Here is a 16,403-nt window from a genome sequence, read left to right as displayed (position 1 = left end):
TTGTAAAACGTTGCCGTCGAACTTTGTCGACCGATCAAAAATACAAAAAGAGCGGTGCGGTGCCGCTCCCTTTTCTATACCGATGGCGAAGCGATGAAAACACGTAACACTTCCGCTTTGAAGCTCATTTTTTATCAACTCCTATTTCTCTAAGTGTGCAATACACTAGCGCCCTGTTGCTGCTCGGGAATATGCTCTTGGATGTCTCAAAGATTTTGCATTCAACCGGGTCGATTCATAATGTGATGCTAAGACAAAGCAGAAGCCCGCTCGGCTTCTGTTTTGTCCCCACCTTCAACGGCTTAAGGCTCGCAGCATAAACCGCTCGACATCATTCTCTGGTCCGATGAATTCCACGTCCGTTCCAAGGGCTTGAAAGTGTTTGCGGGCGAAGGCAATTTTCGCTGCTTCACCGGGACGCAGTTCGTCCTCCCATTCCTGTCCTTTCGTCTCGAGGACGAAGTACAGTTTTTCCTCTCCATCCTTTTCGATGACAAGCGCCCAGTCGGGATTGTAGGAGCCGATCGGTGTGTCAATTTTAAACCAACTCGGCAGTTTGACGTACACTTTTACGTTCTCATCGTGTTCAAAACGTTTGGCGAACCGCTCTTCCACATCGGAATCGTAAAGGATATGGTCAAACGGCGATTTTTCGCTCGGGATGGCGTTGTCGTTCAAATAGGCGAGCAGCTCTTCGTTTTGGAACAGTTCGACCGCGTAATACGCATCATCACCAATTTTGTAATATTTCACGCCATCTTTCAGCAACAGCCTCATTTGGCGCTGGATGATGTTCGCCACTTCTTCAATAAACTTTTGCGGATTGTTTTTGAAATCATCGAGCCGCTTGCAGCCGGTCAAAATGCGCACGATCGTCTTCCGCGTTAAATTCGTCCGGTTTTGCAGCTCGGTGACAACATCCGGGAGCGTATGGTGCAAGCTCACGTAATCTTCCACTTTTTCGCTGATCGTTTGCGCCTGCACGCCTGTCACATGGTCGATTTCCACCCGTCCTTTTCGGCTGACAATGCGGATTTTCTCAATCGGCCTCATTTCCTGAATGGCGGCAATGCACAGGTCAATGAGCTGTTCGCTGTCAAAATCAACGGAATAGACGGTTTTGTATTTGATTTTATCCCACAGCCGCCTGAACTCCTCTTGATTAAGGACTGCCATATTGACATGGACTTTTTTCTTTTTCGTCCCATCTTTGATCGGCAATGCTTGCAAATGGCGTTTGATCTCTTTCACGATGGACGATCGCCAGGGCTGGAATTCATCGCTCAGATGGAGATCATAGTTTTCAATGGCTCGTTTGAGTTTTTCCGTTGCTTTGCCCTGTTTGTCAATATAGCCGTTTTGTTTTAATTCCTCATACAGCTTCAATGATAAATCATAACCCATTTGCACCGGCTCGTCCGTCGCCTCATCCACATAAACGAGTTTGGCAAATACATGTTTTTCGATTTTGCCGAACTGGATGCCCGTATCCTCTTCAATCTCTTTTTGCAACGTAGCGACGAATTCTTCATATGACTCATTCGCCATAACCGTCAATATGTTGATATGATCGTCATGCACCCGCTCTCCGTTTTGATCGACGGCCAGCCGCAATCCGCGCCCGATTTCTTGGCGTCTGGATACATACGTGCCGGACGAGTCTTTCAACGTGCAAATTTGGAAGACGTTCGGGTTGTCCCATCCTTCACGGAGCGCAGAATGGGAGAAAATGAAGCGGAGCGGCTCATCGAGGCTGAGCAGCCGTTCTTTGTCCCTCATAATGAGATTGTATACATCCGTATCCGCCTCTGTATTCCCTTTCGTATCTTTCAACCGTCCTTTTTTATCTTGAGCAAAATAGCCATTATGCACCTTCTCGATATCTTGGTCAATGCCCGGGTCGTCCCAGAGCGGACGGTATTTCGGCTTTTGCATTAAGTTCCGATACTCTTCCTCAAACATCGACGCATATTTTCCTTTGATTGGATTGCCGTTTTGATCATAATCACGGTAATGAGCGACTTTGTCGATGAAGAACAGACTTAATACTTTAATCCCGCGCGGGCGGAGCCACAATTCCTTATTTAAATGTTCTTCAATCGTTTTGCGGATTTGATACCGCTTGATGGCATCGTCATCGACATCTCCAATCGCGTCGCCCACCCTGAGTCGATAGCCGTTGATTTCAACCGCTTCATTTCCTTCCGTCCAATCGATTTGCTCGACGATATAGCCGCGGTACAGTTCGCGCTCCCCCGAAACGTCATACAAGTCATCGCCGTATTTGACCGTTTTCGTCGTCCGTTTGATCTTCCCGCGCGACTCGACATCGAGCTCAAGTTTCGCTTTCCGCTCTTTCACCTCAACGAGTTTGATGTACGGCACATTGAACGACGGTTCAGAGCGGACGGACATGACTTCGATTTTTTTCACCAGCTTTTGATTATAGGCGTCAACCGCATCAAGGCGGTACACCATATGATACTTGTCCACATGCGTCGCCGAGTAGCGCAGCGTGCAAAGCGGGTTCAGCGACGCGATCGCCTCCTTCGACTTCGGCGTCGTATCGACGCTTTGCGGTTCATCGATGATGACAATCGGATTCGTCTGTCGGATAAACTCAATCGGGCGGTACCCATTTAAACGATCGTTTGGCCGATGAATGACGTTCGCCTTATCCTCCTTTTCCGGATCTTCGAAGCTTTTGCGAAACGCATCGATATTGATGATCATAATTTGAATCGTTGTCGCCGTCGCAAAATTGCGCACTTGGTCAAGCTTTTGCGAATCGTAAATAAAATATTCCGCCGGAGTGCGGTCGTACAGTTCATCGAAATGGTCGCGGGTGATTTGCAGCGACTTGTACACCCCTTCGCGAATCGCAACCGACGGGACGACGATGACAAATTTCGTAAACCCGTAATGCTTATGGAGCTCATAAATCGTCCGCAAATATACGTACGTCTTCCCCGTCCCTGTTTCCATTTCAATCGTAAAATGCATGCCATCGAGCCGCTCGCTGCGTGGCAGGCCGTTTCTCACCTGGATGTCTTGGACGTTTTTTAAAATTTCCTCAGGCGTCAGGTCAAGCCGATTCCCGACGCCCAAGTCCGTTTGAAGCATTCCCGCATCAGGGCCGTACGAAACGGTGAAGTTCGACTGGCTCAGTTCCTGTCCTTTGAAAATATGCACCACCGACTCCACCGCGCGCCGTTGGTAGTCCAAATCCGCGTTAAACTTCAGCTTCATCGGTTAGACACTCCTAACATCCGTGATGCCGTGCTTTTTCAACGTTTGCAAGGCATTCGTTTTCACCGCGTCGCTCATAAAGCCGGATTCTTTAAAAATGACTTTTGGCGGCAAATGCTCGGACCGGTAGTTCAACATCTCCTGAACAAGGTCAAGGTCAATCTCATCTTCTAGGCAGACCAACACAGAACCGTAGGCGACGTTGTAAATCGTTTTGCCGCGGCAGTCGATTTCCTCAATCGGCACCGTCAACGGCAACCCGATTTTCAACAAAATCTCATACAACAAGTCTTCTTTCGTCCGATCTTCCTTAATGTTGTTCTGCAAATCGAAAAGCGTTTGTTCGAGGTTGTCAAAGTCCGGATCCCATTCTTTGATATTGGAAGAATCGAGCTTAAACACTTTAAAACCGATATCCAAATCGGTCTTTCCGGTTTCTTGAACGATCTTCTCCCCTGCACGGCGGATGCGTTCTTTCCCGATTTCGCAAATGTTTTTATAGCCCGCTTTGTACGCATCAGACGTTTCATCCGTTTTTTCCGGCAGCTGGACCATAATAAACTTGCGATTGCCGCCGTCTTCGGCGTTCAACTGCATCACCGCATGGGCAGTTGTGGCGGAGCCGGAGAAGAAATCTAAAATGATATCATTAGTCGAACTATTTGCACCTTCTTGGGCATATGAAGCAATACTAATTAATTTTTTTATTATATTTTCATCTTTAGGGAAATCGAATACTTTTTTTCCAAATAAATCTTTCAATCTCTTTGAAGCGCTTCTATTATCCTGATAAAAAACACTGTATGGGACTTGGTACTCACTTTCAAATAAGTAACGTTTGTAACATGGTATAGTGGTTTCATCCTCTCCAAAATGAATACGGTTGTTATTTATTAACTCTAACATTTTTTCTTTATTCATATATCTCCAGCCACCTGCTGGCTGTTTAACAGGTTTATTAGTAACAGGATGCAAAATTTCATATCTTGCACCATTTGCTTCTGGTTTAGACAAGTCTGAAGGAAAATACACACCTCTCTCATCAACACAATTATAATGTTTATGTTGTTTGGAAGGATGATTATCTGGCAGTGAATTATACCATTCCTTTAATAACCTAGAAGCTAATTTATAATCTTCATTACATTCCTTTAGTAGCTTTTGAGCAGTATCATATATTTCTTTCAGCCCTTCTTTTTTCTCTCGCCATACAATTTCACGTTCTCTTACAAATTCCATATTTTTAAAGTAACAAAGAATATATTCATGTGAGATTGATATATATTTAGAATCGTTTTTTCTTCCTGCACTCCAAATAAAACTACCTACAAAATTTTCTTGTCCAAATACTTCGTCCAAAATCTTTTTTAAATTTGCATATTCAACATCATCAATGGATACTAAAATAACGCCATCCTCTCTTAATAAATTCCTTGCTAATTTCAATCTCGGATACATCATATTCAACCAATCTGTATGGAATCTACCATTCGTCTCCGTATTAGCCTTTGCCATTTGTTGAGTTATTTCTTTATAATTTTTAATGTTATCGTGAAAATCATCTTTATACACAAAATCCTTCCCCGTATTGTACGGCGGGTCGATGTAAATCATTTTGATTTTGCCGAAATACGATTTTTGCAACAGCTTCAGCACTTCCAAGTTGTCGCCTTCAATGTACAAGTTCTCCGTTGTCTCCCAGTTTTTGCTTGATGCTTTGTCCGGCCGCAAGGTGCCAGTGGACGGCGTTTGGGCGAGTTTCATCGCTTGTGTTTTGCCGTGCCAGGTGAATTCGTACTTTTCGTTGCGCGTTTCGATCTCTTCGCCGAGAACAAGCTTCAATTTGTCAAAATCGATTTTCCCCTCCGTGACAACTTCTGGGAATAGTTGCTTTAACGCTTCAATGTTTGTTTTGACAAGGTCGAGCGATTTTCCATCCAGTTTCTCCATCGTGCTGCTCCTTTCCGCGCAATTGTTGCTTCCATTGTTCGATTTGTTTGGTCAGCTGCTGAATTTTTAGATGGTATTCGACTTTTCGATTAAACTGCGTTTCTTTTTTGATTTCGTTTTTCCATTTTGCGATCTCGACTTCCGCCTGTTCGATTTGCGCGACGAGCTGTTTGGATTGTTCATCAGCGGCGATGTAAAAGGCGCCGATCGCTTTGGCGTGCTGGAACGCCTGCACCGCCAGATGGATGTCTTGATAAAACCGAAAAAAGTTGGCGAACGACAGCTTCGTCATATGGACGGCGCGAAGAAACTGCTTGACCGTCTCGTCAGCATGATCGAGTGAAAACCACGGGGTATACGCCCATTCTTCCGCTACGACTTTAGTCCGGTCGTTTTTGTTCAGTCGCTTGCGGCATGTTCCAATTCGAACGTTTCCTTCTTTTTCAAACACGATAACGGTTGGGTTGGGCACTGTTTTTTGGATGATCTCCCCGATCACGGAAACGTGCGCATCCTTCGATTCCGGGCGCAGCCGAACGGTGATAAACATAACCCCTTCGTAATGGTAGTCGTCGTTGACGAACGGCTGAATATTGATGATCCCTGAGGTCAACAAGTACGTCAGTTCGATCCGCTCGATGTCTTTCGTCATATAGTCCTTTTCTTTTTTCGTCAAATCCGCATAATCGTAAAACATTTTTTTATCGAGCTTTTTATGCAACGGGCGGACGCGTTCGTCCAGCCCTATTGTAGCATAAAACGCGGATGCGGCCATGATCCTCACCCTTTAATGATCAAATACGAAACGATCTCAAAATCTTGCAAACTCGTGTTGGCGTTCGTCACGAAGGCGTCCAAGTTCCCAAGGCTGAAGATGTTGAGCATCAATTGCTGGTCCATCTTGCCGACGATCTCTTCCACCGCTTTTTCCAGCAGCGCCTTGTATTGCCCCATGTCTTTTCCGTTTTTCGTCTCTTGATAAAACGCCTTGTACAAGCCCCATTCAACGTCTTTTTTGCCGTTGCAAAGCGACCGGTATAAATCCAACACTTTCTTTACGTGGACATGGTTATACAACACCGTGCCGTCTTCCCGCACGTACACTAAGTAATACGGATAAAGCGCGTTTTGTTCATGCGCCGATGCCATCGGCGCCGTTTGTTTCAGGCAGAAAATGACGCCCGGCTGAATTTCGTCTTTCAGTTTTTCATTTTGATTCGCGACAATGCTGAACAGTCCGAGCGGGGCCCGCTCGAGCTCTTCCTTATGTTCCTTCATGAAATTCAACAAGTCCATTCGGAAGTCGTCGAGTGTAAAATCCGTCAGCGAGATATTTCCGGAAATGTCCTCTAAGTCGATGACTTCATTTTGCAATTTTTCCAGCTGTTTGCGGCGGTATTCCAAGTCATTCATTTCGTTGCTGTTGTCGGCAATGACGTTTTCTTCCCCGGTCGATGAAATATCCAGGATCGTCATTCGGCCTTTGACCCGATTGACGAGCTGAATGTATTCGTCAAGCTCGATTGATGGCCAGAAGTTTACGAGCTGGATCTGTTTGTTTTTGCTGCCGATCCGGTCGATGCGGCCGAACCGCTGGATGATGCGGACCGGGTTCCAATGGATGTCATAGTTGACAAGATAATCGCAGTCTTGCAAGTTCTGTCCTTCGGAAATACAGTCCGTGGCGATGAGGATGTCGATTTCGTCTTTCATTTCCGGCATCACTTTACCCCGCTCTTTCGAGACGGGCGAAAAGTTCATCAACACATGATTGAAATCGACTTTCTTCATCTTCAATGTTGTTTTCGGCCGATCAGCGCCCGTCACGACCGCGCAGTGCAAGCCAAATTGGTTTTGCACCCATTGATGCAAATTCTCGTATAAGTATTTCGCCGTATCGGCAAAAGCGGTGAAAATGAGCAGTTTTTTGTTCTGATCGTTAATCGGGTGCTTGATTTTATGTTCGATCAATCGTTTCAACGCCAACAGCTTCTGATCGCGATCCGGCGTTACGTTCCGCGCCTGGTGAAGCAGCCTCAGCAAAATCTCCCGGTCGTATAACAAATCTTGTTTCCAACGGATCAAATCCATGTCTTTCAAAAAGATTTTGACTTTCGATCCGATCAACGCCTCTTCCAATTCCGGATCTTCCGCGTCGATCCCGTCCATCTCTCCAATTGTCCCGGAACTTCCATCGCAACGGTTGATTTTCTCAACATGTTCGTCGATTTGCTGGATAATGTTTTGCAATGTCAAAGAAAACGAATGAACGCTGCTTTCCAACCGCTTCAGCAAATTCGACTTCATTAAGTAAACAAGGTTGTGCTCGCGGTCGGTTTGCTTAAACACTCTGCCGTTTGCGACCTTTGTGTCGTATTTTTCGCTATAGTCCGCTTTTTTGTTCGGCAAAATGTATTGCATCGGCGAATAGACCGCCATCCGAAGCCGCAAGATGTCGTTATTGATTTTCTCAAGCGGCGGAAACTCATCTTTGCTGTCGATTTTTTCTTTCAGATTGATCGGCTTTAGACGCGTGGGAAACGGCCCGATGGCATCCACATTGTAATATTTTTCGATATGGCGGCGCGAACGGGCGATTGTCAGCGAATCAAGCAAAGCAAAATAATCCCAATCGAGCATATCCAACAACCGCTCGGTCGTCCGCTCTTCTTCGGGAAGCTGGCTCCATTTGTTAAACTGCGACTGGGCGCGGCGAATCGTCTGGCTGATGCTTTTGATGTTTGCCGTTTCCGCCAATGCCTTGTCATTTCCTTCTGTAATAAAGGCAATTTGATTTTTCAAGTCATCCAGCTTGTTGTTGACGGGGGTGGCGGAAAGCATCAATACCTTCGTTTTCACCCCCGCTTTCATAATATCGTTCATCAAGCGGGAATATCTCGTCACCCGGTCATTGCGCGGATCGTTGTTGCGAAAGTTGTGCGACTCGTCGATAACAACTAAATCATAATTTCCCCAATTCACATGTTCCAAATTAATATCGCCGCTGTAGCCGCGCTCACGCGATAAGTCGGTATGGTTGAGCAAGTCATACGAAAAGCGGTCTGCGGCTAAAATGTTTCGCTTATCATTTAAACGGTAGATGGCCCAGTTTTCCCGCAATTTTTTCGGCGCCAATACGAGAACGCGATGGTTGCGCAATTCGTAATATTTGATCACCGCCAACGCTTCGAACGTTTTTCCAAGCCCGACACTGTCGGCGATGATGCAGCCCCCGTACGTTTCAATTTTATTGATAGCCCCAAGGACCCCATCGCGCTGAAAGTCATAAAGTTTGTTCCAAATCACCGTATTTTGGAAACCAGTTCTCGTCTGCAACGTTTCGTAGTTTGTCGCTTCTTTTAAAAAATCTTTGAATAAGTAATAAAGTGTGACAAAGTAAATAAACTCTGGCGGATGTTCTTGATACATGACTTCCAAGCGCCGCAAAATTTCATCTTTCACATCTTGCAGCGCCTGTTCATCTTGCCAAATCGCCTCAAACTGGCGAAGCAGCTGGGCGCTGGAATCTCGATCATCCATTATATGAGCAAAATAAAAATGGGGGGAGCTGCTGTAGCCGAGCCCCGGACTGGAAAACGGCGCCCCGCCGATCAAGCCGATTTGTGACCCATCCTCATTTCGCACATGATATATGCTGCCTTGAATGCGCTGATTGACGACCGATTTCACCCTTGCTTTCTGTTTCAGCCATTTCGCCAGTTCCCTTGCTATGTATGCTTGGTTAAGTTCGATTTTGTATTTTCGTTCTTCTTCTACTCCATACAGCGTCGCTTCGTTTTTCTTCATCCATTCATTGAATGAACGATCACCGCGCACAAAGGCAGGCTCTGTGAAAATAAAGCGAAATTCATCGATTTGCGCCAGTTCTTTTTTCAACTCTGCAAACGCATATAACGTAAAATGGGCCGCTGCAATCGATAGTTTGCTGCCTTTTGTGATATGCGCTTTCAACGCATCGCCGACTAGGCCGTTTTGTCTGTTGTCAATCATCCCTTTTGTCTTCATGCACCAATGGCTCCTTGTCCCTTTTCTTTATGGTTTTATTTTACTAAAACAACTTGTGGGATGTTGTTGAAATTTGTCGAAACTATAGATTGATTATCATAGACACTTCTTCAGAACAAGGGCTCTGTTTCGATCTAGGAACGAGTTGATCGAATTCGACGTCAAGGCGCAAGAGATCCAGCATTCTCCATCGACGATGGGCGCAAAAAAATCCTCCCGATTTTGGTCGGGAGGGTGCAAAAAACGAATGGTTAAGCTTTTCCGGCTCTTCACCACAAGTTGTACTTGATCATTTAAGGTAAGATAGGTGTGCATAGGGAAAATAGAGGGTACAAAAAATGCGAATTTTCCCGTATGGTAAAGGAGACGGAACCAAATCATCGGAGGAAAATTCGCATGTACTCTCAGTTTATCAAAGAACTCATCGATTTACCTATTATGCGCTAAACTTGAACATTTAGGTTATGATCCTGTCTACTTGTACCATCAATGATGAAAGGAGTATTCAATGCCTGCGAAATTTTAAAAAGCGTCTCTACCCTAGGACTTGTAAGTCCCGCTTCAATTCTCCCAATCGTGGATTTTGGAACTCCAATACGGTCTGCAAGTTCCTGTTGAGACATATTCAGCTGCTTCCGTCTTGTTTTGATCTGTGCAGCTATAGTTCCTTCCAATTGAATTTTTTGAACATGCTGCTCACCTCGAATTGCTGCATATTTCTTAAAAAAATCACTCATTGTTTTTCCCTCCCAGTCCATTAATAAAGGCAAGGGTCGAAAGCGCAATAACTTTCATATGCTGATTCAGCCGGCACAATATCCTCTCGTCTTATCGCTCCGTTATACTGCTTGTCAAAATAATGAAGTAATATGACTTTTGAAAAATTGTGAATCGCAAATATAATTCTGTGATTTCCAGTTCTTCCACCTCTTATACCCCATCTGTAAAAATGATCATAACGAGTATTCATGCTAAGATGTTTCAATGACGGAGGGGTTATATCATCCGGAAAGCTGTTGTCCTCCGGATCAGAAGGATATGGATTATGTTGAATAATCATAAGTTGCCTTGCATATACATCAGCAACATGACACCATATACCCGGACGACCTTTTTGTCTAAGTTCTTGCTCGGCTTTACTCAATAGATGATCTTCAAATTCCTTTACATTCCCTGTGTATATTACCTCAAACAATATTCTCTACCCTTTACCAAATTATTATTATACACAATGATAGCATTTATGCTACTTACATGCAATCATTTATAACTGTAGATGAGCCTTTTTCGTTACAGTAATTTCTTATTGTTAGAAAGACAAACAGGACACCTCTTATGCGATACGGAGCTGTTTTTTTAATCACACCAATGGGAATGTCTTGGCGTCATCAATGAACTCGACGACGCTGTGGTCTTTCCGCGACCGAAGAAGCTCCAGCCCGGCGGAGAGGTTTTGTCGGGATTCGGCGATGCCGTACACGCAGGCCAAGAGCACCACGACCCAATACCGTTTCACCGCCCGAATGTGGCGAACGCGGTATCCATCTTCAGCTGGTCTTTCGCCGGTCAAGACATCGACGATATGAACGAGGTGCTTGATGACCGGTTTGGAAAGCGGCGGCGGCAACCCCAACGTGAAGAAACCTTGTCAATTCCTAGGTGATGTGCTCAACGATTCATGAGACATGAACCCCCTTATGTGAATGGGTTTCGAGCACATCTATTTTACCCAAGGAGTCTGGTTCATGTCTCCTTTTTGTTTGGTTACTCCTCTCGGTATTCGACCCGCTCAATGCGGCATCCTGGTCTGGTTCATGTCTCCTTTTTGTTTGGTTGTCATTGTATGTTGGTGAATTTGCTCATCTACAGTTGCTAAAACATTCCGGAAAACTATGTCAAAATTTATTGAAACAGACATGGATCATCATGCACATGACTTGTTCATGGAGGTGCGACCTTGTTTTTCGGTCATACCTGCATGGTCATCCATCATTCACTCCCCCATCATCCCCACCACTTCGCGAAACACGGCCGATGGCTGCTTGCGGAGCAGTTCGGCGGGGATCGTTTTGTGCTTCGTGCCGTTCGTGATCATGAGCCGATCGTCTTCGAGGCGGATGAACAAGTTTTTGACGCGGTACGCGGTGATCTTGGACGCCTGATCCAAGTAGCGGGCGTCAAGGTCGAAGCGGATGCGGTCGGACAGCCGCCGCAGCAAGCGCCAAAGGGCGATTTCGTCCTTCGATTTCATGAACAGTTCGGGCAGTTCTTTCGCCTGTTTGAGCATGTTGAGCGTCGTCATCGCATAGACGGCGATGCCGTAGCCGACCGGGCGGATGACGTTTTTCAGAGGCTGCCAGTGTTCGACTTCGAAGCGAACGTATTCCTCATCGCTTCGTTTTGGCAGCTCGGCGATGGCCGAGCGTTTGACGATGTTCACGTCGGCGATTTTGCCGAAGCACGTGACCCCGTTTTGCGGGGCGGCTCCCCGCTTCGGGTAAAGGGCGATGTAGCGCGCGTCTTGCCAGCCTTTTTTCAGCTGCTTCACCGGGATATGGTAGAAGCGGTGTTTTCGGTAGACTTCGTAATGCCGCGCGCTTGGCACCATGCCGACAAGCACATGCTCATCGAACGCCGACCGCCATTCTTCGATGATCCCTTGCGGCAAAATGCCTTCGTGTTGCAGTTCTTCGGGATTCTTTTCAATCAGCCGCTCGATGAACTGCTCGACGAGGCGAGTGGCGTTCGGCAGAAACGGCAGGCCGCCGATGTTGACGTCGTTGATGCTTTTGTACAGCGGGTGCTCTTGGTAGCTGTCCTCGTCATGCCACGGGAACAGCACGTAGGCGCCAAAGGCGGTGCGCTCGTATGGGCCGCCGCGGCGGGCGACAAGTGAATCGCGGTAGCGGTGCATCGTGTTGATGTCGTCTTCCATCGGACCCGGCATTCCGTACCGTTTTTCGTATGAGCTGCCCGAAACGGCGAAGTCCAGACGGTATTTGGCGTCGAAAATGTAGTTGAATGTATAGTCTTTTCCCTTCTTTTCAATCGCCAGAACCGTGTCAGGCATTTGGGGGACGGTCGGCAGCCTTCCTTCGTACGGCTGATAGGTCAGCGTGATTCGCTCTCCGGTGTATGGGTGTTCGTACACCCGCTTAGCGGAGCGGTTTTTTTCGAGATTGACGAACAGCCCTAAGCGGTTCACTTGGATGACATTTTGGCTGATGAGTTTGTATTTTTTCCCGAGGAGCTGCCCGAGCTTCAAAAACGTCCAATACTCGTACAACGTGGCGACGTCTTTTACGGACATTCGGTACAGCTTCCCTTGCAAGGCGAGGCCGCGGGTGATGATGAGAAACAGCTGATAGGCGTCGCGGTACCCGGGCGCCATTTGCAGGACGAGGCTCATGACGGAGCGGTCAAGCCGCCCGATCGGCCGCCAAAAGGAGTGACGAAGCCGGTTTTCGAGCGCGCGGATCATCGATTGGATGCGCTCCAGCAAATCCGGATCCGGTTCTGTTTCGTACCGTTTTTGTTTCCCTTGCACGTGTTCGAACAAATCGAGCAGCTTCTCGACAAGGCGCGTCATCATCCATTTGACGAACCGGTTTTCGAGCGTGTCGTACGTCAGTTCTTTTTTCGCTTTGAGCCCCGATCGCGGCATGACGGTTCGACTTCCGATGTCGATGCCGCGCTTGACGTCACGGAACACTTGAGGCCGCTTGCGCAAATCGTTTCTTCCTGCCGCATCCAAACGGCCGAGCTGGTCGCCGCGCACCCTCACATGGACGGTCGACAGTTGATGGTGCGGCTGCCGCTCAATATGCCGAATGGCATGCAAAAAGTCGCCGATATGTGCTTCCATGAGCCGGAAAAATTCACTTCTTGACGGAGCGCCGTCCCGCTTCGCCCTCGCCCGCTGGTACGTGCGCTTGATGAAGTGAAACGCCAAGTTGTAGATTTCTTCGCTTACTTCGTCAAGAAGGATTTGGTAGTCTTGTTTATATGTCAGCTTCGTCGGAAATACTTCGATCGTCACGTCCAAAATGGAACGGCTGCCGTCGCGGATTTCGAATGTCGACAGCCCGACTTCATTTGGGAAATGGAGATTGCCCATCAACACCGCTTGGCCGCCGATGTCCACAAGGCTGATGGCGTTTCTCAGCGCCGGTGATTCGTGGTAAAACGAGAGAACCCGGTCGGTTTTCGGAACGACAAGCAGCTGATAGACGCCGTTTTCAAAGAAAATCGGGCGGTGGCCGCCCGACCAGTCGACAAGCTCGCCCGCGTCAACGTCGAACAGTTTGACGCTTCGCACCTCTTCGCCGCTCGCGAAAAACTCCATCGTCTCGTGGAAATCGAGGCGGCGGTACTGCTGGAGACTTTCGTATTGTTCGTGGTACGGCTTTCCTTTGATCACGAGCGTGAGCTGTTTCGTTTCGATATGGACGAGCTCATAGTCGTCACGCCCCGAGCCAGAACGAAGTGAAGCCATCGTCCTCTAACCTCCGCAGCATCTGCCAAATTTTCTCCGCACTTTTTGGATAACGGGCATACGAAACATCAAGCACGCCGCCGTATTCACCGTCCGGTTCAAAGCCGGCGCACAGGACAAACAGCTGCTTGAGCGCTGTTTCGAGCCGCATGTCGCTTCCCGAAAGGCGCGGCAAAATTTTTTGCATCAGGCAATAGTCGAACGCCTTGTCAAATTCCATCAGCTTTCCTTCTTCGTTATACGCAAGGTAGAAACAAATTTCATCGCGGACGCGGTAACCGATATGCGCGCCAAGCGGCGCGAGGATGCGGTTGATCTCCACGAGCTGTTTCGTCACCGTTTCAACAAGCTCTGGGCAGCGTGCGTACACATCTTTCAAATGCAAATACCGCGCCGCGAACAGCTCCTGTCCGACTGACAGGGGCGCGACGGTCGGCAAGTCGCGCAAAAAATCGAGATGGTCGAGCTGGACGCGGTTGAATTCAATCGTGTTCGCCCGGTCGAGCACTTTTTTGCTGAAGGGGTGGGTCGTCTCGTCCATGTTGACCGTGCCGATGATGTAGACGTTCGGCGGGAGAACGAGATCGCACCCTGCTGTTTCTCTCGGCAGCAACCGTGACGAGGTGATGCGCCCGTCTTCCCAGCGGCGGCTTTCCATGACGCTTAAGACATCGCTGAAATAATGCTCAACGCGGGCGAGGTTCATCTCGTCCAACACGACGAAATACGGCTTGTCCGGATGCTTCCCCGCTTCGATGATGACGTTGGTGAGCGGCCCGGGCTTGAAATCGCCTTTAATGTCGACATAGCCAAGCAAATCCGAACCGTCGTGCCAATCCGGGCGGACGGGAATGAAGGTGAAGCGGCCGTTGTCTTCCGTCGCGCCGACGCTCTCGGCGAGCCATTGAACAATTTTCGTTTTCCCCGTTCCGGAAATGCCGGACAGGATGACAAACGGTTTTGTTTTTAACGATAGAAAGAGGTTGGTCACTTCCTCTTTCGTATAGTAAAACCCTTTGGCGGATATGTATGAATGAATATGCTCAACCGCCTCCCGATAGGAAAGGGCCTGCTCGGGCGGTGCCATCGGTTCTGTTCGCTCCACATACTGTCGGTAATAACCGATCATCGTTTCGAGGTCGCGCGCAAGTTGTTCATCGGATGGCAGATCGTCAAACGAATAGGCGATATACGCCGCCACCGACCGTTCGTAATCTTTCGCCCGTTTGCTTTCGCCAAGACGGATGTCATCATTCGTCCGCACGCGTTCTCCGGCGGGAATGAGTTGGCGGATGTCCCGCTTCACCCGCTCCATTTCGTCTCTCGGCGTCTCCGTCACCCCTTGGGCGAGCGTCAAATAGAGCCGGCGCATATCTTCACTGAATAAGTAGACGATATAATACCCTCGCTGCGTCGAATCCGTCACCTCTTGATCCATCACCGCCACCCACGGCACGTCGGTCCACACCCCTTGACCGACAGAACCTTTCACCACATACCGGTCAGGCGGTAAGAAAGGCAATGTTTTCAACGCCTCTGGAATCGCTCGTGTCACCAGCTGAAACGACCGTCGCTCTTTTGACAGTTTTTCGCTTTTTTCTTGTTCGTAAATGGCCATCACTTGGCGGAAAAGATCGTGCAATGACATGGGAATAGCTCCTTCGTATAGAAATGTTATTCTTCGTTTCTATTTTTCTTCTATTCTACTAAAAAAGCGGCTCTCTCAACTAGTGAGAGAGCCGCTTTTTTCGTCACGAGCAGGCGTTCTTTATGTATATACATGCAACATGAAGAGTGGACTTCTCATCACGCCCCATACCCCAAGCGCTGCAGCACCTTCTCCGGATGTTCATGGATATAAGCTGTAAATCAATCAAAGCCTTGCATGATATCATTTCGTTCTTTATGAAACACATTCACCATGACAGGATCTTTCCGCCATTTCCACAAACGCTCGATCGGGTTGAGCTGTGGCGGATATGGCGGGAGATAAAGAAAAAACCCCGGCATCGCAAGGGTTTTCACTAGCGGCCCCGAGAGGATTCGAACCTCCGACGCACGGTTTAGGAAACCGACGCTCTATCCACTGAGCTACGGGGCCATGATAAGAATGTACACCTAAGCGCTGGGATGGCTAAGGGAGAGACTCCATCCCTTCGAGACGTCGAGAATTCCGCTTGTTTGATCCGTTCCCGGTTTTTTTTGAGGAAAAACATCAAAACGAGACCGCTCCTTGCCTTTGGCGCTGTGCAACCGATCAAACGCGCGGTCAGTTTGAGAATATGTTCATTGTTTGGTTGCCAGTGAACCGGGGGCAGGCTCTATATAGATGCAACGAAAAAGTTTAACATATCCTTGATGGAAAAGTCGCTTGTCCATTTTTCGACTGTCGAAGGCAAGCCACAGGCTTGCCTCCGTCACGCCAAGGCGTGACGGAAGACCGAACAACCACCCGCTTCACAGACCCATACATGGGTCTGAAAGCGGCGTTGTTCGGTCGCCCGACAGTCGATCAAATGCTCGGTAAAAGCTACAAATGTTAAAGCTTCAAATTGCATCTATATAGTCATGTTTGTTGATGCATACCGTTTATGGCGTGTCGGACGGATATATTATAACTGATTTTTTGCTGTTTTAAAAGGTTAAATGAACAAGGCAAAGTTTTTCAAGTGCATAGAATGGC

8 protein-coding genes, 1 tRNA gene and 1 pseudogene are annotated in these 16,403 nt (G+C 47.8%); all 10 read right to left on the bottom strand.

Annotated features, from left to right (window positions below):
• Positions 1-294: 294 nt before the first annotated feature.
• The 10 genes and pseudogenes from GYMC52_RS06720 to GYMC52_RS06675 all read right to left on the bottom strand — a co-directional run bounded on the left by GYMC52_RS06720 (position 295) and on the right by GYMC52_RS06675 (position 15,821).
• A complete protein-coding gene (locus tag GYMC52_RS06720; RefSeq protein ID WP_013523492.1) occupies positions 295-3,249 on the bottom strand; it encodes a type III restriction-modification system endonuclease in 2,955 nt (984 codons plus the stop codon).
• Positions 3,250-3,252: 3 nt separating this feature from the next.
• Positions 3,253-5,199 carry a site-specific DNA-methyltransferase gene (locus GYMC52_RS06715; RefSeq protein ID WP_013523491.1) on the bottom strand — a complete coding sequence of 649 codons (1,947 nt, stop codon included), beginning with the start codon at positions 5,197-5,199 and terminating at the stop codon, positions 3,253-3,255.
• Entirely contained in the window at positions 5,150-5,974 is an 825-nt protein-coding gene (locus tag GYMC52_RS06710) for a DUF4391 domain-containing protein (RefSeq protein WP_013523490.1), read from the bottom strand. Before GYMC52_RS06710 ends, GYMC52_RS06715 begins: the two co-directional genes overlap by 50 nt.
• A 5-nt stretch (positions 5,975-5,979) precedes the next feature.
• Entirely contained in the window at positions 5,980-9,225 is a 3,246-nt protein-coding gene (locus GYMC52_RS06705; RefSeq protein WP_013523489.1) for a helicase-related protein, read from the bottom strand.
• 443 nt (positions 9,226-9,668) lie between these two features.
• Positions 9,669-9,962 carry a helix-turn-helix domain-containing protein gene (locus GYMC52_RS06700; RefSeq protein WP_013145635.1) on the bottom strand — a complete coding sequence of 98 codons (294 nt, stop codon included), beginning with the start codon at positions 9,960-9,962 and terminating at the stop codon, positions 9,669-9,671.
• Between the two features lie 623 nt (positions 9,963-10,585).
• A pseudogene (locus GYMC52_RS06695) lies at positions 10,586-10,771 on the bottom strand (IS701 family transposase); the annotation flags it as partial.
• Between the two features lie 447 nt (positions 10,772-11,218).
• A complete protein-coding gene (locus tag GYMC52_RS06690) occupies positions 11,219-13,720 on the bottom strand; it encodes a restriction endonuclease-like protein (protein ID WP_013523487.1) in 2,502 nt (833 codons plus the stop codon).
• Positions 13,689-15,368, bottom strand: a complete 1,680-nt coding sequence (locus GYMC52_RS06685) for an MrcB family domain-containing protein (protein ID WP_013523486.1) — start codon at positions 15,366-15,368, stop codon at positions 13,689-13,691. The genes GYMC52_RS06690 and GYMC52_RS06685 overlap by 32 nt, the downstream gene beginning before the upstream one ends.
• A gap of 221 nt (positions 15,369-15,589) precedes the next feature.
• Positions 15,590-15,730, bottom strand: a complete 141-nt coding sequence (locus GYMC52_RS20260; RefSeq protein ID WP_343203260.1) for a transposase — start codon at positions 15,728-15,730, stop codon at positions 15,590-15,592.
• An 18-nt stretch (positions 15,731-15,748) separates the two neighbouring features.
• Positions 15,749-15,821: transfer RNA gene (locus GYMC52_RS06675), tRNA-Arg, on the bottom strand.
• Between the last annotated feature and the right edge of the window lie 582 nt (positions 15,822-16,403).

It is taken from the genome of Geobacillus sp. Y412MC52, assembly GCF_000174795.2.
In the GTDB taxonomy this organism is placed as follows: domain Bacteria; phylum Bacillota; class Bacilli; order Bacillales; family Anoxybacillaceae; genus Geobacillus; species Geobacillus thermoleovorans.
The sequence above is the reverse complement of the archived record's forward strand: the minus strand, read 5'-3'. Positions and strand labels throughout refer to the sequence as shown.